This is a genomic window from Streptomyces sp. NPDC002054, assembly GCF_040296685.1.
Classification (GTDB): Bacteria; Actinomycetota; Actinomycetes; order Streptomycetales; family Streptomycetaceae; genus Streptomyces.
In genome coordinates, this window is sequence record NZ_JBEOXT010000026.1 from 80,745 (window position 1) to 100,148 (window position 19,404).

Consider the following 19,404-nt stretch of genomic DNA (forward strand, 5'->3'; position numbering starts at 1 on the left):
TCGCGGGCCGGGAACCGACGGCGGTTCCGTGGGTCCCCGGCCCGCGAACGGCCGCTGTCAGCGGTGGGGTTCGAGTTCCTCGTCCTCCTCGTCGTCGAGCTCGTCGTCGAAGACGGAACTGACGTCGAAGCGGTGCAGCACGTGCTCCGGATCGGCGTGGTCGAAGGGCGCACCGAGCCACTCGCCGGGTTCGGGGACTACCCCGCCGGCCGTGATCCACAGCGTGGAGTCGCCCTCCTCCAGCCCGAACTCCTTGTAGCGGGAGGCGATCTCGTCCGGCTCGTACTCCCCGAAGAGCACTCCGAGCGCACCCGCCGTCCCGGCGCCCTCGACGAGGTCGGCGTCCTTGTCGTGTGCGGCGACCCGCTCCGCCTGGGCGACCAGCCGCTGCGGCTCGGCCACTGCGTAGTCGCGGCGGATCAGCACGCTGAAGGCGGCCGGCTCGGCCGGGCCGCTGTACGGGACTCCGTCCTCGGTGGCCGGGATCTCGAACGGGGTGACCTCGTCGTAGCGTTCGTAGAGCAGCTCGTCGTACTCCTCGGCCGCGGCGGCGAGTTCGTTGAACGCGACGTAGACCTCCGGGTCCTCGTCGCCTGACCTGCGCTCGACCGCCGCGAGGTGACGGTCCAGCGCGGCTTTGACCGCCTCGGCGGCGGCGCGTACCTCGGCAACGGTGGGCAGAGCGGCATCAGACATAGTGCAGACGCTATCCGTACCGGGCCACTGCCCGCACAATAGATGCGATGCCGGAATACGAATTTGTCGACGTGTACGTGCCGCGAGGCGTCTCCCGCAAGGAGGCGACGCGGCTACTGACCGACCACGCAGAGTACGGGCACTGGGAACTGGACCGGCTGACACTGTTCCGGGACGGCAGCCGCAGGGTGCGGTTGCGACGGCGGATCATCCGTCAGGTCCGCGCCACGTGGTGACGCGGGCCCCGGATGCGTCCGGGGCCCGCGGTTCCGCCGCGGGCGGCGGTGCGGTGCGGCTCCGCCGCGGGCGGCGGTGTGGTGCGGTGCGGTGCCGTCAGGCGGCGGTGCGGGCGCGCCGGTAGAGCACGGCGCCGGCCAGCAGCAGCCCGCCGGCGAGCGGCACCCCGGCACTGAGCGCCCCGGCCCCGGTCTCCGCAAGCCTCCCACCGGGGTTGCCCGGGGTACCGGGACCGCCGGGGTTGCCCGGGGCACCGGGGTTGCCCGGGGCACCGGGGTTGCCCGGGTTCCCCGGGTTTCCAGGACCGCCCGGGTTCCCCGGGGTACCGGGGTTGCCCGGACCACCCGGGTTACCGGGACCACCGGGGTTGCCCGGGGTACCGGGGTTCCCCGGGTTGCCAGGCCCACCGGGGTTGCCCGGGTTGCCGGGACCACCCGGGTTCCCAGGACCACCCGGGTTGCCCGGATTGCCGGGACCACCGGGGTTCCCCGGACCACCCGGGTTACCGGGACCACCGGGGTTACCGGGGTTGCCCGGACCACCCGGATTGCCCGGACCGCCGGGGTTCCCCGGGCCACCGGGGTTGCCCGGACCACCCGGGTTGCCGGGGTTACCCGGCTCGCACGGCTCGTCCGGTCCGCCGGGACCGCCGGGCCCGCCCGGACCACCCGGCCAGCCGGGACCGCCGGGACCACCCGGACCACCCGGCCAGCCAGGACCGCCCGGGTGGCCAGGGCCGCCCGGCCCGCCGGGGTGGTCCGGGTTGCCGGGGTGGCCCGGCCTCGGCTTCGGCTTTGGCTTGGCTTGGCCGTTCGCGCAGTGGTTGCCGAACGCCGGGTTCAGGCCGCCCACCACCGTCACGGTGTTGCCACAGACGTTCACCGGCGCATGCACGGGCGCCTGCACGGTGTTCCCGGAGAGTACGCCCGGGGAGTTCACGGCCCGGCCCGTCGCTCCGGCGTCCGCCTGCGCGTAACCCCCACCCAGCGCGAGCATCCCGCCGGCTGCCGCCACGATGGTGAGCGTTTTCTTCGCGGTCGCGGTCACAGTCGTGGTCGCGGTCGCGGTCGTGGCCGCATGCGCGGCCTGTCGCTTCTGCACTCGTCCCCCTGCTGTTCCTTGAATGAAAACCCAGCGGCCCCGGAGCGCTGGAATGCGCCCCGGGGCCCGGTACTTCCGACGTCAGTCAGCCTCAGGCTCAGACTCAGGCGTTGACGCAGGTGTTGCCGAAGGCCGGGTTCAGCAGGCCGATGATGTTGACCGTGTTACCGCACACGTTCACCGGGATGTGGATCGGGACCTGGACGACGTTGCCCGACAGGACACCGGGGGAGCCGATAGCGGCACCCTGCGCGCCGGCGTCGGCGACAGCCATGCCCGCACCCGCGAGAACCAGGCCACCGGTGGCAGCCGCAGCAGCGACAACCTTCTTGATCATCATTCCTCCTAGTAGGCAATGCGGTCCCAGCCGCGGACCGCACCACCTGTAACGAGGAGTTCCCACCGGGGCTACGAGCGTATGAGCCCATTCACTCTTCTCAGTGAGATACGCACACCCTCCCGATTCCCCCGGCGGCCAGAGACGTTTCAGCAGTTGTCGATGAACCGGTCCAGCACCCGGACTCCGAACTTCAGACCGTCCACCGGCACCCGCTCGTCCACCCCGTGGAACATCCCGGCGAAGTCCAGCTCGGGCGGCAGCTGGAGCGGGGCGAACCCGAAGCAGCGGATGCCGAGGTCGTCGAAGGACTTGGCGTCCGTGCCGCCCGAGAGCATGTAGGGGACCGCCCGCGCAATGGGGTCCTCGGCCTTCAGGGCACCCTGCATGGCATCGACCAGACGCCCGTCGAAGTCCGTCTCCAACGCCCCGTCCCCGTGGACGTCCTCGCGCTTGATCCGCGGGCCCAGGATCCGGTCGAGGTCGGCGAGGAACTCGTCCTCGTAGCCCGGCAGGAAGCGGCCGTCCACATGCGCCACCGCCTGCCCCGGGATCACGTTCACCTTGTAGCCGGCGCCCAGCATGGTCGGCTGGGCGGTGTTCCGCAGGGTGGCCCCGATAATCTTCGCGATACCGCCCAGCTTCGCCAGGGTGGCGTCCATGTCCTCCGGGTCCAGCGGGGTGCCGAGCGCATCCGAGAGCTCGTCCAGGAAGGACCGTACGGTCTTGGTGACCCGGACCGGGAACTTGTGCCGGCCCAGCCGGCCCACCGCCTCGCACAGCTCCGTGATCGCGTTGTCGTTGTTGGTCATGGAGCCGTGGCCGGCCGTGCCGTCCACGGTGAGCCGCATCCAGTGCATGCCCTTCTGGGCGGTCTCGATCAGGTAGAGCCGCAGGTTCTCGTTCACGGTGAAGGAGAAGCCGCCGACCTCGCCGATGGCCTCGGTGACACCCTCGAAGAGATCCGGGTGCTTGTCGACCAGATGGCGGGCTCCGTAGATACCGCCGGCCTCCTCGTCGGCGAGGAAGGCCAACACGATGTCGCGGGGCGGCTTGCGACCGCTGCGCAGCCGGTCGCGCACGACAGCCAGGGTCATCGCGTCCATGTCCTTCATGTCGACCGCGCCACGGCCCCACACGCAGCCGTCGGCGATCTCGCCCGCGAAGGGGTCGTACGTCCAGTCGGCCGCGTTGGCCGGAACCACGTCCGTGTGTCCGTGGATCAGCAGGGCCGGGCGGGAGGGGTCTTCGCCCTCGATCCGGGCCACCGTCGAGGCGCGGCCCTTGTGCGACTCGAAGATCTGCGGTTCCAGGCCCACCTCGGCAAGCTTCTCGGCCACCCACTCGGCGGCCTTGCGTTCGCCGGGGCCCGAGTGGTCGCCGTAGTTGCTGGTGTCGATCCGGATGAGATCCCGGCAGAGATCGACGACCTCGTCCTCGCCGGAGACGGTCCTGCCCGCGCTCGACTCGCTCACGCTGCTTCCTCCCACTGATCGGATGTACCTCCCACATCCTCCCGCTCCGGCTGCCGCTCCCCAAGGGGGTTCCCCGCCGACCGGCAGGTGATCGGGGCACTCCGAATCCCTGGTAATGTTCTCTTCGTCGGAACGGCCCGCGAGGGACGCGAGACAGACACCTTGTCCGGGTGGCGGAATGGCAGACGCGCTAGCTTGAGGTGCTAGTGCCCTTTATCGGGCGTGGGGGTTCAAGTCCCCCCTCGGACACAAAAAGAGAAGGACCCCGCTTCGGCGGGGTCCTTCTTCGTTGTCTGCACGGTAGACCGCGGTACGACTCAGGGGGCCCCGGGTGGGGCCCCCTGAGGTGGAGCGTGTCCGGGTGCGTCAGCCGCGGGCGGCGGCGATGCGGGCCACGCGCTTGCGGATGCAGTACCAGCCGACGACCAGGGCCGCGCCGATCAGCGGGACCAGGCAGACCGTCCAGCGGCCGACGCCGCCGTCGCTCCACATCAGCACCAGGACGGTGGCCAGGAAGACCAGGGTCACGATCTGCGTGTACGGGGCCCAGGGCAGCCGGTAGGAGGGCCGCTCGACCAGGCCGGCCTTGGCGCGGCGCCAGAAGAACAGCGAACAGAGCATGACCATGCCCCAGGTGCCGAGGATGCCCAGGGAGGCGAGGTTGAGGACGATCTCGAAGGCCTCGCCGGGCATGAACTTGTTGAGGACCACGCCACCGATGCCGAAGGCGGCGGTGAAGAGGACGCCGCCGTAGGGGACCTTGCCCTTGTTCATACGGGCGGTGAACTTCGGCGCAGAGCCGGTCATCGCCATGGACCGCAGGATGCGGCCGGTGGAGTAGAGGCCCGAGTTGAGCGAGGAGAGGGCGGCGGTCAGCACGACCAGGTTCATGATTCCGGCCGCGCCGGGGATGCCGAGGTGCTCGAAGACCGTGACGAACGGGCTCTGCTTGGCGCCGTACGCGGTGTAGGGGAGGAGCAGGGCGAGCAGGACGACCGAGCCGACGTAGAAGACGCCGACCCGCCACATGATCGAGTTGATCGCCTTCGGCATGATCTTCTCGGGGTTCTCGGTCTCGCCGGCCGCGACGCCGCACAGCTCGACGGAGGCGTAGGCGAAGACCACGCCCTGGATCACCAGGAGCATGGGCAGCATTCCGGCCGGGAAGATGCCGCCGTTGTCCGTGATGGTGGACAGCCCCGGGGTGTGGTCGCCGATCTTGTGGCTGGTGGCCACCAGGTAGATGCCGATCAGCATGAAGAGGACCAAGGCGCCGACCTTGACGATGGAGAACCAGAACTCCATCTCGCCGAAGTACTTCACCGAGATCAGGTTGGCGGTGAGCACGATGGTCAGGGCGATCAGGGCGAGGATCCACTGCGGGATGTCACTGAACGCGGACCAGTACTGGGCGAAGACCGCAGCGGCCGTGATGTCGGCCACCGTGGTGGTGGACCAGTTCAGGAAGTACAGCCAGCCGGCCGTGTAGGCGCCCTTCTCGCCCATGAACTCGCGGGCGTAGGAGACGAAGGCGCCGGAGGACGGACGGTAGAGGACCAGCTCACCCAGGGCCCGTACAACGAAGAAGGCGAAGATGCCGCACACCGCGTAGGCGATCGCCAGGGACGGTCCGGCGTCGGCCAGCCGGCCGCCCGCGCCGAGGAACAGGCCGGTGCCTATCGCCCCGCCGATCGCGATCATGTTGATGTGGCGGGACTTCAGGTCCTTGCTGTAGCCCTCGTCGCCGGCGTCGACATGCCTGGACGTCGACGGGTCCGAGGCGGCCGGGGAGGCCTTCGTCAGGGTGCGGTCACTCATGTATGACTTCGCCTTCGTGGGTGGGACAGGCAGGCCCGGGGGGCACGCGCAGGGGATTTGGGTGGTGTCCCCTGTGCCGCGTTCCGGTGTTCGTGCCCATGTGCTGGGGGGTTTTATCGCCCCAGGAGACCACGCATGGCTGTGGGTGCCAAAACCGGGCTTCGCTCCCCCTTCGAATGCGAACGCCCCCGGAACCCTTCGAAAGGGGTGCCGGGGGCGTCGGTGAGGCCTGGGAGCAAGGTCACTCGCGGAGCGTGGCCTCGGCCGCCTGGTCGAGCCGGAAGGCTTCGTTGCCCAGGCCGATCCGGGCGTGGGTCTCGGGGCGCTTGGCGCGCAGGACCAGGCCGTAGCCGAGGCCGATGAGCACGGCGGCGGCGATGATTCCGGGCAGTGCCCAGCTGAGCGCGGAGCCCTCGGCGGCGCCGACCAGGACGCCGAAGTCCTTGACCGTGTAGCCGGCGATGCCGAGCAGGGCGACGCCCGCGGTGCCGGCGGCGGTGAGCCGCCAGATCTGGGCGCCGGCGGTGCCCCGGCGGACGAAGAAGGCGATCACGGCGAACGAGGCGGCGGCCATGAGCAGCGTCACACCGAGGGCGCCGACGCTGCCCATCCAGGTGAAGAGGTGCAGGACGGGCGCGGTGGGGTCGCCGGTCGGCTTGTCGTCGGTGAGGGCGAAGGCGAGGACGACGAGGGTGGCCACGCCGGTCTGCAGGAGGGAGCCGGTGGCGGGGGCGCCGGTGCCGGTGTTGGTACGGCCGAAGGCGGCCGGGAGCAGGCCCTCGCGGCCCATCGCGAAGGCGTAGCGGGCGACCACGTTGTGGAAGCTGAGCATGGCCGCGAACATGCCGGTGACGAAGAGCACGTGCAGGACGTCGGTGAAGGTGCTGCCGAGCCGGGCCTCGGTGAGGAAGAAGAGGAGGCCGGGGCCGCTCTCCGCGGAGGTCTTGACGACCTCGGAGGGGCCGGTGGCGACGGTGATCGCCCAGGCGCTGAAGGCGAAGAAGAGGGCGACGAAGCCGATGGCGAGGAACATGACCCGGGAGACGACGATGTGCGGCTTGCTGGTCTCCTCGGCGTACACCGGGGACTGCTCGAAGCCGACGAAGGCGGCGATGCAGAAGCAGAGGGCGGTGCCGAGGCCGGCTCCGCCGAGGGTCTCCGGGTTGAAGGCGTGCAGGGAGAGGCCTTCCCTGCCGGGTTCGGCGAGGGCGGCGATGTCGAAGACGAGGACGAGGCCGCACTCGATCAGGAGGAGGACGCCGAGCACCTTGGCGTTCAGGTCGATCTTGAGCCAGCCGAGGGCGCCGGTGGCGGCGACCGCGAGCAGGGCGGGGATCCACCAGGCGAGTTCGATCTCCAGGTAGGTGGCGAACAGGCCGGAGATCTCGAAGCCGAGGATGCCGTAGACGGCGACCTGCATGGCGCTGTACGCGACCAGGGCGACGAGGGAGGCGCCGACGCCGGCGGTGGGTCCGAGGCCGCGGGCGATGTACGCGTAGAGGGCGCCGGCGTTGTGGACGTGCCGGCTCATCTCGGCGTAGCCGATGGCGAAGAGGGCGAGGACGATGCCGAGGATGACGAACAGCAGCGGCTGTCCCGCGATCTCCATGAGGCCGAAGGTGGTGGGCATCACGCCGGCCACCACCAGGAGGGGGGCGCTGGCGGCGAGGACGGAGAGCAGCAGGCCGGCGGTGCCGAGGCGGTCCGCGCGCAGGGCCCGGTCCTGGCCCTTGTAGGTGCGGATCTCGGCCGCGGGGTTGAGCGTGGTGGATCTGCCCGTCGCCATGGCGGGTGGTCCTTTCCGGGGTCAAGAAGTTCAGGCGGAGCCGAGCGCGGCACTGCGCGCGGCGAGGAAGGCCTTGTGGGGGTCGAGGTCGGGGTACGACCAGGGGGCATGGGTGGCGTGCCGCCCGATCCGGTGGAAGAGGGCGGCTGCCTCGGCGGGGCGGCCTTCGCAGAGCTTGGCGTGCGCGAGGAAGTTGAGGTCGACCCGGTTGCGGGGGTGGTCCTCGCGTTCCCATTCCAGCCACCAGTCGAAGGCGGCGCGCAGCACCTGGCGGGCGCGGCGGCCGGACCAGTGCTGGGCGGCATTGTCGAAGGTGTGGCCGTGCTGGGTGGCGAGGACCCGGTAGCGCTCGGCGTGGGCGATGACCGGGAGGACGGCGAGCGGGGAGTCGGCGGGGGACTCCTCGGCGGCCCAGGCGGCGAAGTCGTAGACCTCGTGGAGCGGGTCGTGGCCGGTTCCGGGGGCTCGCTCGGCGAGCCGGGCGACCATCAGGTGGTGGGCGTGGTGGTGCTCGCGGTGGCGGGCCCGGACCTGGTCGAAGTGCCGGGTGAACTCCTCCTCGTTGCCGAAGGCGCGGCTGAGCATGAGGAGGCCGAGCCAGGGGGTGGGGTCGGCGGGAAGCAGGGCGGCGGCGCGGCGGCAGGCTTCTTCGGCCGCCTCCGGGGTGCCCTTGCGGCGCAGGGCGGCGAAGACGGCTGCGCCGGCGTGCAGGGTGAGGGCGTCGGCGCTCTCGGGTTCGGCGAGCAGCCATTCGCCGGCCCAGGCTCCGGCGGCCGGGGTCTGGGCGAGGACGACCAGGCGGTGGCCGCGGCGGTCCCAGTCGTCGCCGGTCGCGGCGAGCAGGGCGCGGGCGCTGGACCAGCGGCCCTGGGTGAACCGGGCGCGGACGTCGACGAGTTCGGTGTCGCAGAGGGCCGGATCGAAGAGCTGGGCGTCCCGCTTGCGGGAGCGGCCGAGAGGTGGCGGAGGCGGGGACATCCGCGGCTATCCCTCCAGGACGCGAGCTTCGGTCGGGCGTGATGTTGAATGATCACGGACAGCAAAGCGGTAGGTACAGCTCCGCGTCAAGGTCCGGACTTCTGGGTGGCGCGTTTCAACTGGTGCAATTCGTGGTTAAGTTGGGTTGGTTGTGTCGGTTCGCGCGGTGGGTGTGGGGTCGGTGCGGGGCGGATTACGCTGGGGCGCATGACCTCGGACGATGATCTTCCGCCGTATCTGCTGGGCTTCCCCGGACCGCTGCGCGACCGGCTCGTCGATGCGGTCCTGACCGGCCTGAAGACCACGACGACCGGGCTGTTGGCCGGCTACGAGGCCGAGCGGGAGCCGCTGCCGGTGGTCGGGGAACGGCACGTGCTGGTGGACTCGGCGGAGCGGCCGGTGGCCGTCCTGGAGATCACCGAGGTGCGGGTGGTCCGGCTGGCGGAGGTGGACCTGACACATGCGCGGGACGAGGGCGAGGGATACGCGTCCGTGGCCGAATGGCGTGCCTCGCACGAGGAGTTCTGGCAGGGGGCGGAGTCGCGGGCGGTGCTCGGGGATCCCTCGTACACCGTCGACGATGACACGTGGGTGGTGACGGAGCGGTTCCGTGTGGTGCGGGTGGTGGGGGCTGCGGCCGACCCGGCCTGACGGGGCCGGGGCCGCTGCGCAGGCCTTTCCCCACCCCGCCCCTTCCCGAAACCGGGGCTCCGCCCCGGACCCCGTGGGGGTGTGCGGGCTCCGCCCGGCACCGCCCCCGTGCCGGGGGGCTGGGGTGCACAAGCCCCGCGCCCGCGGGAGCGTTCGGGCTCCGCCCGACACCGCCCCCCGTTCCGGGGGGGGGCTGGGATGCAAGCCCCCGTGGGGATGCGCGGGCTCCGCCCCGCACCTGCGCCGGGAGGCTTCGCCCCCGAACCCCCGCCCCGGCAGGGGCTGGGCCTAAGCGGTGGCTGTGGCTGCTGCGCGGCCGGCTGTGCGGCCTGAGAAGATGCAGCCGCCCAGGAAGGTGCCCTCCAGGGCGCGGTAGCCGTGGACTCCGCCGCCGCCGAAGCCCGCCGCCTCGCCGGCCGCGTAGACGCCGGGCAGCGGATCGCCGGCCGGGGTCAGTACCCGCGAGTACAGGTCGGTCTCCAGGCCGCCCAGGGACTTGCGCGTGAGGATGGAGAGCCGGACCGCGATCAGCGGGCCGGCCTTGGGGTCGAGGATCCGGTGCGGTGCGGCGGTCCGGATCAGCCTGTCGCCGAGGTACCTGCGGGCTCCGTGGATGGCCGTCACCTGGAGGTCCTTGGCGAACGGGTTGGCGATCTCCCGGTCCCGGGCGGTGATCTCGCGCCGGAGGGCCGACTCGTCGATCAGGTCCTCCTTCGTCAGCTCGTTCATCCTCCGCACCAGCGCCGGCAGCTCGCGCTCCACGATGAAATCGGCGCCGCGGTCCATGAACGCCTGGACCGGGCCGGGGACCGCCTGCCGGGCACGGTCGATCACCTGCCGTACGGACTTGCCGGTGAGGTCCGGGTTCTGCTCGGAGCCGGACAGCCCGAACTCCTTGCCGATGATCCGCTGGTTGAGCACGAACCAGGTGTGGTCGTAGCCGGTCTTCATGATGTGGTCGAGGGTGCCCAGGGTGTCGAAGCCCGGGAAGAGCGGCACCGGGAGGCGTCGGCCGGTGGCGTCCAGCCAGAGAGAGGACGGGCCGGGGAGGATGCGGATGCCGTGCCGGGACCAGATCGGGTCCCAGTTCTCGATGCCCTCGGTGTAGTGCCACATCCGGTCCTTGTTGATGTGGCTGGCACCCGCCTGCTCCGTGATGCCGAGCATCAGGCCGTCCACATGCGCCGGGACCCCGGACAGCATCCGGGCGGGCGGGGTGCCGAGCCGGGCCGGCCACTGGGCCCGGACCAGGTCGTGGTTGCCGCCGATACCGCCGGAGGTCACGATCACCGCCTGGGCGCGCAGCGAGAACGCGCCGGTGGTCTCGCGGCTGCTGGCAGTGCCCCGTACGGCGTCCGAGGGCGCCAGGACCTCCCCGGTGACCGTGTCCACCGCGCCCGCCGTGCGGTCCAGTCCAGTGACCCGGTGCCGGAACTTCAGCTGGACCAGGCCCCGGGCCACGCCGGCCCTGATCCGCCGCTCGAAGGGTTCGACCAGGCCGGGCCCGGTGCCCCAGGTGATGTGGAAGCGGGGGACGGAGTTGCCGTGCCCGGTGGCGTCGTAGCCGCCGCGCTCGGCCCAGCCGACCACCGGGAAGAAGCGCACCCCCTGGGCGTGCAGCCAGGACCGCTTCTCCCCCGCCGCGAAGTCGACGTACGCCTCGGCCCAGCGGCGCGGCCAGGCGTCCTCCGGCCGGTCGAAACCCGCCGTGCCCAGCCAGTCCTGCAGGGCCAGGTCCGGGCTGTCCTTGATCCGCAGCCGGCGCTGTTCGGGGGAGTCCACGAAGAACAGCCCGCCGAAGGACCAGTGGGCCTGCCCGCCGAGGGACTGCTCGGGCTCCTGGTCGAGCAGGATGACCTTGCGGCCCGCGTCGACGAGCTCGGCGGTGGCTGCCAGACCCGCGAGCCCGGCCCCGATCACGATCACGTCTGCGTCGTACGTCATGCGCAGATCCTGGCTACGCGGCGGTAACCCGTCAACAGTCCTGCTTGGATGAATCCGTGAGCGCAGCCGATGAGGTACTGGACGTGGTGGACCGCGAGGACCGCGTGGTCGGGCAGGCCCGACGGGCCGAGGTCTATGCGGAGGGGCTGATCCACCGCTGTGTGTTCGTGCTGGCCCGGGACGAGCGGGGACGGGTGTTCGTGCACCGCCGGACCGACTCGAAGCTGGTCTTCCCGTCGTATTACGACATGTTCGTGGGCGGGGTCCTGGGCGCCGGCGAGGGCTATGCCGAGGCCGCGCTGCGGGAGGCCGGGGAGGAACTGGGGGTGACCGGGCTGCCGGAGCCGGAGCCGCTGTTCAAGTTCCTGTACGAGGGGCCGGGCGGGGCGTGGTGGTCGTATGTGCACGAGGTGCGGTGCGCGGCGGCTGACGTTCGGCCCCAGGTGTCCGAGGTGGCCTGGCACACCTTCCTGCCGGAGGAGGAACTGGAGCGGCGGGTCGAGGAGGGCGGCGGCTGGTCGTGGGTGCCGGACGGGCTGGAGGCCTACCGGCGGCTGCAGGAGTTCCGCCGCCGTGCGTAGATTGCCTGTGTGATCGACTTCGTCAAAGACGTGCGCCTCTGGTTCGCACCGCAGCGGGTCCGGGACGAGGGCGAGACGCCCGACTACCGGTTTTCGCTGGCCAATGAACGAACCTTCCTGGCCTGGGTCCGGACCGCGCTGGCCCTGGTGGGCGGCGGGTTCGCGGTGGACCAGTTCCTGCCGGACCTGCGGTGGGGCGTCCGGGTCGGGATCGCGGTGGCCCTGCTGGTGGTGGGTATGGCCTGCGCCTTGCGGGCGGTGAACCACTGGGTGCAGTGCGAGCGGGCGATGCGGCGCGGCGAGGATCTGCCGGTGTCGCGGTTCCCGGTGCTGCTCAGCCTGGGGGTGGCGCTGGTCGCCGTGGCGATGATCGTGGTGGTGCTGATGGGCTGGACGAAGAGCCCGTGAGCAGCGCCGGGGCCGCCGGGGCCGCGGGCGCGGCAGGGGCCGACGGGGGCCGGGATCCCGGGCTCCAGCCCGAACGCACCCGGCTGGCGTGGCGGCGTACGACGCTGACCTGCACGGTCACCGCCGTGCTCGCGGTGCGGCAGGCGCTGCGCGGGACCGGCTCGGGCGTGGAGATCGCCGGCACGGCCTTCATCGTGCTGGTGTGGCTGGTCTTCACGGGGCTGGCCCATCGGCGGATCCGGGAACTGGCGGCGTCGCGGACGGCCGGGCTGGCCCCGCGCAGGGCCCTGGCGGCCACGCTGTGCACGGTGGCACTGGCAGTGTTCGCGCTCGCCGTGATCATCTGAAGTTGGGCGCGGCATGGCGTCAAAACGGGCGATATCGTAACGATCTCACTAGCCTCGGAACCATGACGACCATGCACCAGGAACACTCCACGCACGAGCACGCGCACGGTCCCGGCTGCGGGCATACCGAGGTCACCCACGGAGACCACGTCGACTACTCCCACGACGGCCACCTGCACCGGCAGCACGAGGGGCACTGGGACGAGTGCGAACCCGGCGGGCATGTCACCCACGAGGGCCACGAGCATGCCCACGGCAGCGACTGCGGCCATCAGGCCGTCCCGCACGGGGACCACCTGGACTACCTGCACGACGGCCACCGGCACGCCGAGCACCAGGGCCACTACGACGACCACTGACCCCCACTCCCCTGGTTGCCCGTCGGCTGACAGGATGCATGCGTCTGTCAACGCGACCCGGGGAGAGCGCAGATGACCGCCGACAAGCCCTACCTCGTCCGGCCCGCAGCCGGCGTGCACGCCTATATCCAGCCGGACGGCGGCTGGTGCCTGAACAACGCGGGCTTCGTCTCCGACGGGGGCCGGACCCTGCTCGTCGACACCGCCGCCACCGAGCGCCGGGCACTGGCGCTGCGCGATGCGGTGTCGGCGGCCGGGGCCCCGCTGCCGCGCATCGTGGTGAACACCCACCACCACGGCGACCACACGTACGGCAACGGCGTGTTCACCCCCGAGGCACTGGTCCTCGGCCACGAGAACGCGCGCGCCGAGCAGCTCGCCGCCGGGCACCAGCTGGAGATGATCTGGCCCACGACCGACTTCGGCGCCATCGAGATCACCCCGCCCACCCTGACGTACAGCGACCGGATGACCCTGCACGTGGGCGAGACCGAGGTCCGGGTGATCCACCCCGGCGTCGCGCACACCACCGGGGACTCGGTGGTGTGGCTGCCGCAGCAGCAGGTCGTCTTCACCGGGGACCTGGTCTTCGCCGAGGGCACCCCGTTCCTGGCCATGGGCTCGCTGGCGGGGTCGCTGCGGGCGCTGGAGCTGCTGCGCTCGCTGGACGCCCAGACCGTCGTACCGGGGCACGGCCCGCTGACGGATCCGTCGGCGTACGAGGCCACGGAACGCTATCTGCGGTACGTGGACGAGCTGGCCCGGGAGGGCCGGTCGAAGGGGCAGAGCCCGCTGGAGACGGCCAGGGGTGCGGACCTGGGCGAGTTCGCGGCCTGGCGGGAGAGCGAACGGCTGGTGGCGAACCTGCACCGGGCGTACTCCGAGCAGGAGGGAGAGCCGGCGGGGGCACCCCTGGACATCGTGGCGGTACTGCGCGACATGACGGTGATGAACGGGGGCGTGCCAGTGGCTTGCCATGCCTGACGGCGTCCGGGGCGGATGACGGGGCCCGCGGCGGGGCCCCGCCCGGCCGGGGCCTCATTTCGGGGTGGGCTCTGGACGGCATACCGACTGGTCGGCATGATGGGGGCCGACAGCATCGGCTCCGTATGGAGGTGCGCACCATGAGCTCTGCCGATCCCGGCCCCGACCCGCGGGGCCTCGACCTCGAGCGGCTGCGCGGCCATCTGGACCGCGCCCGGCCCGGGCTCGTGGCCGGGGCGCTGACCGGCCGGCTCATCGAAGGGGGCCGGTCGAACCTGACGTACGCGGTCACCGACGGCACCGGACGGTGGGTGGTGCGCCGGCCCCCGCTCGGCCATGTGCTGGCCACCGCCCACGACATGCGGCGCGAGCACCGGGTGATCGCAGCCCTGCACGGCACCGCGGTACCGGTACCCGAGCCGGTGCTGCTGTGCGAGGACGAGGAGGTGCTGGGGGCGCCGTTCTACGTGATGGAGTACGTGGACGGGGTGCCGTACCGGACGGCCGCGCAGCTGGCCGCACTCGGTCCGGAGCGGACCCGGCAGGCCGTACTCCACCTGGTCGACACCCTGGTCGACCTGCACGCGGTGGACCCGGCGGCGGTGGGCCTCGCTGACTTCGGCCGGCCGGAGGGCTTCCTCGACCGGCAGCTGCGCCGCTGGGGCAAGCAGTTGGACGCCTCCCGCAACCGGGACCTGCCCGGGATCGACGAGCTGCACGGCGCGCTGGGCCGGGCCCTGCCCACCTCCCCCGCCCCGACGGTGGTGCACGGCGACTTCCGCCTCGACAACGTCCTGATCGGTGGCACGGACGACCGGATCCGCGCGGTGCTCGACTGGGAGATGTCCACCCTCGGCGATCCGCTCACCGACCTCGGCCTGCTGGTGATGTACAGCTCGGACCTCGGCCTGACCGAGTCCCCGGTCAGTACGACCAGCAGCGCGCCGGGGCATCCGGCGCCGGCCGAGCTGATCGAGCGGTACGCCGCCCGGTCGGGCCGGGACACCGGGGCGATCGCCTGGTACACGGCCTTCGCCTGGTTCAAGCTCGCGGTGATCCTCGAAGGCATCCACTACCGCTACACGCTCGGCCAGACCGTCGGCGCGGGCTTCGACCGGATCGGCGAGCTGGTCCCGGTCTTCATCGAACACGGCCTGACCACCCTCCAGGAAGGCTGAGGAGCCGATCAGCATGGACTTCGCATTCGACACCCGGACCGAGGAACTCCGCGAGCGGCTGCTCGCGTTCATGGAGGAGCACGTCTACCCGGCGGAGGCCGTCGCCGCCGAGCAGCGGGCTGCCCTCGCCTCGCCCTGGGACACCCCGGCGGTCTTCGGGGAGCTGCGGGCCGAGGCCCGTCGGCGCGGGCTGTGGAACCTCTTCCTTCCGGATTCCGAGCACGGCGCCGGGCTGACCAACCTCCAGTACGCCCCGCTGGCGGAGATCACCGGCCGCAGCCCGCACCTGGCGCCGATGGCGGTCAACTGCGCCGCCCCGGACACCGGGAACATGGAGCTGCTCGCCCAGTTCGCGAGCGAGGAGCAGAAGAAGCAGTGGCTGGAGCCGCTGCTGGCGGCCGAGATCCGGTCGGCGTTCGCGATGACCGAACCCGAGGTGGCCTCCTCGGACGCGACGAACATCGAGACCCGGATCGAGCGGTCGGCGGACGGGTCGGAGTATGTGGTGACCGGCCGGAAATGGTTCATCTCCGGGGCGATGAACCCGGACTGCAAGATCTTCATCGTGATGGGCAAGACCGACCCGGAGGGCGCGGACCCGCGCCGTCAGCAGTCGATGATCCTGGTGCCGCGCGACACCCCGGGGGTGGAGGTGCGGCGGGCGATGACCGTGTACGGGTACGAGGACCACGACCACGGCGGCCACGCCGAGGTGGTCTTCGACGGCGTACGGGTGCCGGCCGCCAACCTGATCGGCGAGGAGGGCTCCGGGTTCGCCATCGCCCAGGCGCGGCTCGGGCCGGGCCGGATCCACCACTGCATGCGGCTGATCGGGATGGCGGAGCGGGCGATCGAGCTGATGTGCCGGCGCGCGGTGGGGCGTACCGCCTTCGGCAGGCCGCTCGCCGCGCAGGGCGTCGTACAGAACTGGATCGCGGACGCCCGGGTGACCGTCGAGCAGCTGCGGCTGCTGGTGCTGAAGACGGCATGGCTGATGGACACGGTGGGCAACCGCGGGGCGCACACCGAGATCCAGGCGATCAAGATCGCGACACCGCGGGCGGTGGTACGGATCCTCGACGACGCGGTGCAGCTGCACGGCGCGGGCGGGGTCAGCCAGGACTTCCCGCTGGCCGAGCTGTGGGCGGCGGCGCGGACACTGCGGCTGGCGGACGGGCCGGACGAGGTGCACCAGCGGTCGCTGGCACGGCGGGAACTGAAGCAGTACCAGTAGCCTCCGGCGGGCGGGCGGGGCCGGGCCGCTGCCCGGCCCCGGCCTCTTCCCCGCGCCCCCCGTCAGGGGCGCAGCGCGCGCAGGAGCAGGTCGGCGAGGTGGTCGGCGACCTGTTGCGGGGTGAGCGGTCCGTCCGTGCGGTACCAGGTGGACAGGTGGTGGACGGACCCGAAGTGGTAGTCCACCACCAGGTCGGCCGGGGTCGCGGTGGAGAACACCCCGGACTGCTGACCCTCTTCGATCAGCGCCCGGAACCGCTCGTGGTAGCGCCGCCGCTCGGCCCGGACCTGCTTGAACTTCTCCGGGCTCAGCTGGTGCATGGACCGGAAGAAGATCATCGCGTCGTCGAGGTTCTCGATGGTGGTCACCACCACGTCGGCGGCGGCTGCCCGCAGCCGGTCCTCCACCGGGGCATCGGAATCGGCCACCGCGTCCAGCCGCTGCTGCTGGAGCCGCAGCATGCGCGCGTACACCTCGTGCAGCAGATCGTCCTTGGACCCGAAGTAGTGGTACAGCGCGCCCTTGGTGACCCCGGCCGCCTCCACGATCTCCTGGACGGAGGTGCGGTCGTACCCGCGCTCCGCGAACAGACGGGTGGCCACGGCGAGCAGCCGCTGCGGTACCGGAGTGTCCGCTTCCTCGCCGCTCCTCACGGGTGGCGTGGTCCTGGCAGCCATGGCCGTTCCCTTCGTATGGTTCTCCGGCTGTTTTCAGCCGCGTGCGCGCAGTTCTCGTCGCAGGATCTTGCCACTGGTCGTCTTGGGAAGAACAGCCAGGATCTCGACCTCGCGCGGGTACTTGTAGGCGGCGATCCGCTCGGCACAGTACGCGGAGAGTTCCGCGGGCTCGGCGGCGGCGCCCGGGCGCAGGCTGACGTACGCCTTCACGGTCTCGCCGCGGTAGGGATCCGGGACCCCGACCACGGCGGCCTCGCGGACCGCGGGGTGGGTGTAGAGGACGTCCTCGACCTCCCGCGGCCAGACCTTGAACCCGGACGCGCTGATCATGTCCTTCTTGCGGTCGACCACGTACAGCCAGCCGTCCCGGTCCATGAACCCGACGTCTCCGGTGCGGAGTTCACCGTCGGGGAAGGCCTTGGCGGTGTCCTCGGGCAGCTTCCAGTAGCCCGGCACCACCTGGGGGCCGCGGACCGCGATCTCGCCGGTCTCGCCGAACGGCAGCTCGCGGCCCCGCTCGTCGAGGATGCGTACGACAGTCTCGGCGCCCGGGACCCCGACGGAGAGGGTGCCGGAGGCGGGGTCGACGGGGGCTTCGAGGTGGGCGGGGACGGCGGACACGGCGCCGGTGGACTCGGTGAGGCCGTAGCCGTTGCGCAGGTCACAGCCGAGGGTGGTGCGCAGCCGCTCGACGAGGGCGGGTGGCAGCGGGGCGCCGCCGGAGGAGACGATCCGGAACGAGGCGAAGTGGTCGCGGGTGACCGCGGGGTGCGCGGCGAGGGCCATGAAGGCGGTGGCCGGGCCGATGGTGTAGGCGGGGCGGTGTTCCAGGAAGGCGTCCAGGACCACGCCCGGGTCGAAGCGGTGGGCGAGGGCGAGGGTGCCGGCGTTGACGAAGCAGGCGGTGAGCTCGCAGACCATGCCGGTGATGTGGAAGAGCGGGGCCAGCGCGAAGTAGCCGGCGCCCTCGGCTATGGGGTGGCCGGCGACCTGGCGGGCGGCGTTGTGGGTGAGCGCGCCGTGCGGATTGAGGGCGCCTTTGGGCGTGCCGCTGGTGCCGGAGGTGTAGCTGATCAGGGCGGTGTCGCGGGCTGCGGCTTCGGGGACGGCGGGGGCGGGATGGCCCTGTCGGGCCACGTCGGCCAGATCGGCGACGGAGCCATTGACGGCTGGGGGCACCAGGGCGGGACCCGGAGCGGGAGCGGGACCGGAAGCCGGGGCCGGGAGCAGGGTCGGAGCCGGGGCAGGAGCCTTGGCCGGGGGCGGGAAGATGCGGGGGTCGTTGCGGGTTTGGAAGTCGCGGTCGTTGGTGGTCAGCACGGCGCGGGCGGCGCTCCCCCGCGCCGCCTCCCCCAGGTACGCCGCCCAGGCGCCCGCCGCGCAGACCAGCGCAACAGCACCGGAGTCGGCGAGGACGTGCCGTACCTCGCCGGCCTTGTACATCGGGTTGAGCGGGACGACCACCGCGCCGGCCTTCCAGGCGGCCAGGACCGCCAGGACCAGGTGCGGGGTGTTCTGCAGCATGACCGCGACCCGGTCCCCGGGCCGTACGCCGTGGGCGGCGAGGTGGCCGGCCACGGAGTCAGAGAGCGCGTCGGTCTCGGCGTAGCTCAGCCGGCCGTCGAAGTAGGCGAGCGCGGTGCGTTCCGGAGCCCGGGCCGCCGCCGCCCGGAAGGCGTGCAGCACGCTGGGCGGCGGCGTGAGGGGAGCCCGCTGGGCCGGGCTGAGCCGGCCCAGCCAGGGCCGGCCGGCGGAGGGCGGACCCGCGGCAGCCGAAGGCAGCTCGGCCTCGGTCTCGGTCACGCGCCCTCCCAGGTCCGCTGGAGATGGTTCATGCCGGTCAGCCAGCGGTCGGGGTCCGTGGCGCGCGCCGTGTAGTACCCGGCGACCTCCGGGTGCGGGAGGATCATGAAGGTGCCCTTCGCCATACCGTCGAACAACGCGTCCGCGACCGTTTCCGGTTCGATCGCGGTCGGCGCGAGGACCAGCTCGCCGGCCGAGCCGGCGGCGGTCAGCATGTCCGTCCGTACCCCCTGCGGGCAGATGGCGTGGACCTGGATGCCGCGGTGGCGGTAGGTCAGCGAGAGCCACTCCGCGAAGGCGAGCGCACCGTGCTTGGTGACACTGTACGGGGCCGCTCCGATCATGGTCAGCAGCCCGGCGGCGGAGACGGTGGAGACGAAACGGCCGCTGCCCCGCTCCAGCCAGTCCGGCAGCAGCAGGCGGGCGGCGCGGATATGGGCCATCACATTGGTCTGCCAGGCCGCGTCCCAGACGGCCTCGTCGGCGAAGGCATCGCCGCCCGAGGCGATTCCGGCGTTGGCGCAGTAGATGTCCACGGTGCCGCCGAGCGCCTCCTTGGCCTCCGCGACGACGGTGGAGGCGTCGCCGGGCACGGCGACGGCACGGGCGCCGATCTCGGCGGCGACCGAGGCGGCCCGTACCGGGTCGAGGTCGTTGACCACGACCGTCGCGCCCTCCGCGGCGAAGCGGTGCGCGAGGGCCGCGCCGATGCCGCCGCCGGCTCCGGTGACAACGACTCGAGTGTCCTGGTACGCGCCCACGGGGATCACCTTTCGTAGCGGGAGGCAGGCCGGTGGAGGCCGCTGCGGG

The 19,404-nt window shown here is 71.9% G+C and carries 20 protein-coding genes and 1 tRNA gene; 10 read left to right on the top strand and 11 right to left on the bottom strand.

Annotated elements, in window-relative coordinates; translation table 11 throughout:
• Positions 1-57: 57 nt before the first annotated feature.
• Positions 58-696 carry a hypothetical protein gene (locus ABT123_RS23445; protein WP_351317895.1) on the bottom strand — a complete coding sequence of 213 codons (639 nt, stop codon included), beginning with the start codon at positions 694-696 and terminating at the stop codon, positions 58-60.
• 47 nt (positions 697-743) lie between these two features.
• On the opposite strand from ABT123_RS23445, the gene ABT123_RS23450 reads away from it, so the two are divergent.
• Positions 744-932 carry a DUF5703 family protein gene (locus ABT123_RS23450; protein WP_351317896.1) on the top strand — a complete coding sequence of 63 codons (189 nt, stop codon included), beginning with the start codon at positions 744-746 and terminating at the stop codon, positions 930-932.
• Between the two features lie 97 nt (positions 933-1,029).
• On the opposite strand, the gene ABT123_RS23455 is transcribed toward ABT123_RS23450, so the two are convergent.
• The 3 genes from ABT123_RS23455 to ABT123_RS23465 form a co-directional block, all read right to left on the bottom strand.
• The gene (locus ABT123_RS23455) at positions 1,030-1,929 is read right to left on the bottom strand and encodes a chaplin (RefSeq protein ID WP_351318003.1); all 900 of its coding nucleotides are present in this window, start codon (positions 1,927-1,929) and stop codon (positions 1,030-1,032) included.
• A 208-nt stretch (positions 1,930-2,137) separates the two neighbouring features.
• Positions 2,138-2,371 carry a chaplin ChpH gene (chpH, locus tag ABT123_RS23460; protein ID WP_351317897.1) on the bottom strand — a complete coding sequence of 78 codons (234 nt, stop codon included), beginning with the start codon at positions 2,369-2,371 and terminating at the stop codon, positions 2,138-2,140.
• Positions 2,372-2,520: 149 nt separating this feature from the next.
• Positions 2,521-3,846, bottom strand: a complete 1,326-nt coding sequence (locus ABT123_RS23465) for a M20/M25/M40 family metallo-hydrolase (protein WP_351317898.1) — start codon at positions 3,844-3,846, stop codon at positions 2,521-2,523.
• A 164-nt stretch (positions 3,847-4,010) separates the two neighbouring features.
• On the opposite strand from ABT123_RS23465, the gene ABT123_RS23470 reads away from it, so the two are divergent.
• A tRNA-Leu gene (locus ABT123_RS23470) sits at positions 4,011-4,095 on the top strand.
• A 117-nt stretch (positions 4,096-4,212) separates the two neighbouring features.
• Here the strand turns inward: ABT123_RS23470 and ABT123_RS23475 are convergent.
• The 3 genes from ABT123_RS23475 to ABT123_RS23485 all read right to left on the bottom strand — a co-directional run bounded on the left by ABT123_RS23475 (position 4,213) and on the right by ABT123_RS23485 (position 8,428).
• Entirely contained in the window at positions 4,213-5,664 is a 1,452-nt protein-coding gene (locus ABT123_RS23475) for an amino acid permease (RefSeq protein ID WP_351317899.1), read from the bottom strand.
• 241 nt (positions 5,665-5,905) lie between these two features.
• Positions 5,906-7,450 (bottom strand): APC family permease, encoded by a 1,545-nt coding sequence (locus ABT123_RS23480; protein ID WP_351317901.1) that lies wholly within the window; start codon positions 7,448-7,450, stop codon positions 5,906-5,908.
• A gap of 30 nt (positions 7,451-7,480) precedes the next feature.
• The gene (locus ABT123_RS23485) at positions 7,481-8,428 is read right to left on the bottom strand and encodes a hypothetical protein (protein WP_351317903.1); all 948 of its coding nucleotides are present in this window, start codon (positions 8,426-8,428) and stop codon (positions 7,481-7,483) included.
• Positions 8,429-8,635: 207 nt separating this feature from the next.
• On the opposite strand from ABT123_RS23485, the gene ABT123_RS23490 reads away from it, so the two are divergent.
• Entirely contained in the window at positions 8,636-9,079 is a 444-nt protein-coding gene (locus ABT123_RS23490) for an ASCH domain-containing protein (protein WP_351317905.1), read from the top strand.
• Positions 9,080-9,367: 288 nt separating this feature from the next.
• Here the strand turns inward: ABT123_RS23490 and ABT123_RS23495 are convergent, their stop codons facing one another.
• A complete protein-coding gene (locus ABT123_RS23495) occupies positions 9,368-11,023 on the bottom strand; it encodes an FAD-binding dehydrogenase (RefSeq protein WP_351317907.1) in 1,656 nt (551 codons plus the stop codon).
• Positions 11,024-11,079: 56 nt separating this feature from the next.
• Here ABT123_RS23495 and ABT123_RS23500 point away from each other — a divergent pair, with 56 nt between their 5' ends.
• The 7 genes from ABT123_RS23500 (at position 11,080) to ABT123_RS23530 (ending at position 16,114) form a co-directional block, all read left to right on the top strand.
• Positions 11,080-11,604: an NUDIX hydrolase gene (locus ABT123_RS23500; RefSeq protein ID WP_351317909.1), complete on the top strand. Its 525-nt coding sequence runs from the start codon at positions 11,080-11,082 to the stop codon at positions 11,602-11,604.
• A 9-nt stretch (positions 11,605-11,613) separates the two neighbouring features.
• Positions 11,614-12,012, top strand: a complete 399-nt coding sequence (locus tag ABT123_RS23505; RefSeq protein ID WP_351317911.1) for a YidH family protein — start codon at positions 11,614-11,616, stop codon at positions 12,010-12,012.
• Complete coding sequence (locus ABT123_RS23510) at positions 12,009-12,359, top strand: DUF202 domain-containing protein (protein WP_351317913.1); 351 nt, start codon at positions 12,009-12,011, stop codon at positions 12,357-12,359. The genes ABT123_RS23505 and ABT123_RS23510 overlap by 4 nt, the downstream gene beginning before the upstream one ends.
• Positions 12,360-12,421: 62 nt before the next feature.
• Positions 12,422-12,718 (top strand): hypothetical protein, encoded by a 297-nt coding sequence (locus tag ABT123_RS23515; protein WP_351317915.1) that lies wholly within the window; start codon positions 12,422-12,424, stop codon positions 12,716-12,718.
• A 72-nt stretch (positions 12,719-12,790) separates the two neighbouring features.
• Positions 12,791-13,702 carry an MBL fold metallo-hydrolase gene (locus ABT123_RS23520; protein WP_351317917.1) on the top strand — a complete coding sequence of 304 codons (912 nt, stop codon included), beginning with the start codon at positions 12,791-12,793 and terminating at the stop codon, positions 13,700-13,702.
• 140 nt (positions 13,703-13,842) lie between these two features.
• Positions 13,843-14,880, top strand: a complete 1,038-nt coding sequence (locus tag ABT123_RS23525) for a phosphotransferase family protein (RefSeq protein ID WP_351317919.1) — start codon at positions 13,843-13,845, stop codon at positions 14,878-14,880.
• 13 nt (positions 14,881-14,893) lie between these two features.
• Positions 14,894-16,114, top strand: a complete 1,221-nt coding sequence (locus ABT123_RS23530) for an acyl-CoA dehydrogenase family protein (protein ID WP_351317921.1) — start codon at positions 14,894-14,896, stop codon at positions 16,112-16,114.
• Positions 16,115-16,176: 62 nt separating this feature from the next.
• Here the strand turns inward: ABT123_RS23530 and ABT123_RS23535 are convergent, their stop codons facing one another.
• From ABT123_RS23535 to ABT123_RS23545, 3 genes are read right to left on the bottom strand one after another with little or no spacing between them, the layout of a single operon-like run.
• On the bottom strand, positions 16,177-16,791 hold the full coding sequence (locus ABT123_RS23535) for a TetR/AcrR family transcriptional regulator (RefSeq protein ID WP_351317923.1): 615 nt from the start codon (positions 16,789-16,791) through the stop codon (positions 16,177-16,179).
• Positions 16,792-16,824: 33 nt separating this feature from the next.
• Complete coding sequence (locus tag ABT123_RS23540; RefSeq protein ID WP_351317925.1) at positions 16,825-18,594, bottom strand: class I adenylate-forming enzyme family protein; 1,770 nt, start codon at positions 18,592-18,594, stop codon at positions 16,825-16,827.
• The gene (locus ABT123_RS23545) at positions 18,591-19,364 is read right to left on the bottom strand and encodes an SDR family oxidoreductase (RefSeq protein WP_351317927.1); all 774 of its coding nucleotides are present in this window, start codon (positions 19,362-19,364) and stop codon (positions 18,591-18,593) included. Before ABT123_RS23545 ends, ABT123_RS23540 begins: the two co-directional genes overlap by 4 nt.
• Between the last annotated feature and the right edge of the window lie 40 nt (positions 19,365-19,404).

Coding starts and splice junctions, on each gene's coding strand:
- ABT123_RS23525 (WP_351317919.1), top strand. CDS start 13,843: ATGAGCTCTGCCGATCCCGGCCCCGACCCGCGGGGCCTCGACCTCGAG.
- ABT123_RS23515 (WP_351317915.1), top strand. CDS start 12,422: ATGACGACCATGCACCAGGAACACTCCACGCACGAGCACGCGCACGGT.
- ABT123_RS23535 (WP_351317923.1), bottom strand. CDS start 16,791: ATGGCTGCCAGGACCACGCCACCCGTGAGGAGCGGCGAGGAAGCGGAC.
- ABT123_RS23445 (WP_351317895.1), bottom strand. CDS start 696: ATGTCTGATGCCGCTCTGCCCACCGTTGCCGAGGTACGCGCCGCCGCC.
- ABT123_RS23520 (WP_351317917.1), top strand. CDS start 12,791: ATGACCGCCGACAAGCCCTACCTCGTCCGGCCCGCAGCCGGCGTGCAC.
- ABT123_RS23495 (WP_351317907.1), bottom strand. CDS start 11,023: ATGACGTACGACGCAGACGTGATCGTGATCGGGGCCGGGCTCGCGGGT.
- ABT123_RS23455 (WP_351318003.1), bottom strand. CDS start 1,929: ATGCTCGCGCTGGGTGGGGGTTACGCGCAGGCGGACGCCGGAGCGACG.
- ABT123_RS23450 (WP_351317896.1), top strand. CDS start 744: ATGCCGGAATACGAATTTGTCGACGTGTACGTGCCGCGAGGCGTCTCC.
- ABT123_RS23485 (WP_351317903.1), bottom strand. CDS start 8,428: ATGTCCCCGCCTCCGCCACCTCTCGGCCGCTCCCGCAAGCGGGACGCC.
- ABT123_RS23480 (WP_351317901.1), bottom strand. CDS start 7,450: ATGGCGACGGGCAGATCCACCACGCTCAACCCCGCGGCCGAGATCCGC.
- ABT123_RS23490 (WP_351317905.1), top strand. CDS start 8,636: ATGACCTCGGACGATGATCTTCCGCCGTATCTGCTGGGCTTCCCCGGA.
- chpH (WP_351317897.1), bottom strand. CDS start 2,371: ATGATCAAGAAGGTTGTCGCTGCTGCGGCTGCCACCGGTGGCCTGGTT.
- ABT123_RS23475 (WP_351317899.1), bottom strand. CDS start 5,664: ATGAGTGACCGCACCCTGACGAAGGCCTCCCCGGCCGCCTCGGACCCG.
- ABT123_RS23530 (WP_351317921.1), top strand. CDS start 14,894: ATGGACTTCGCATTCGACACCCGGACCGAGGAACTCCGCGAGCGGCTG.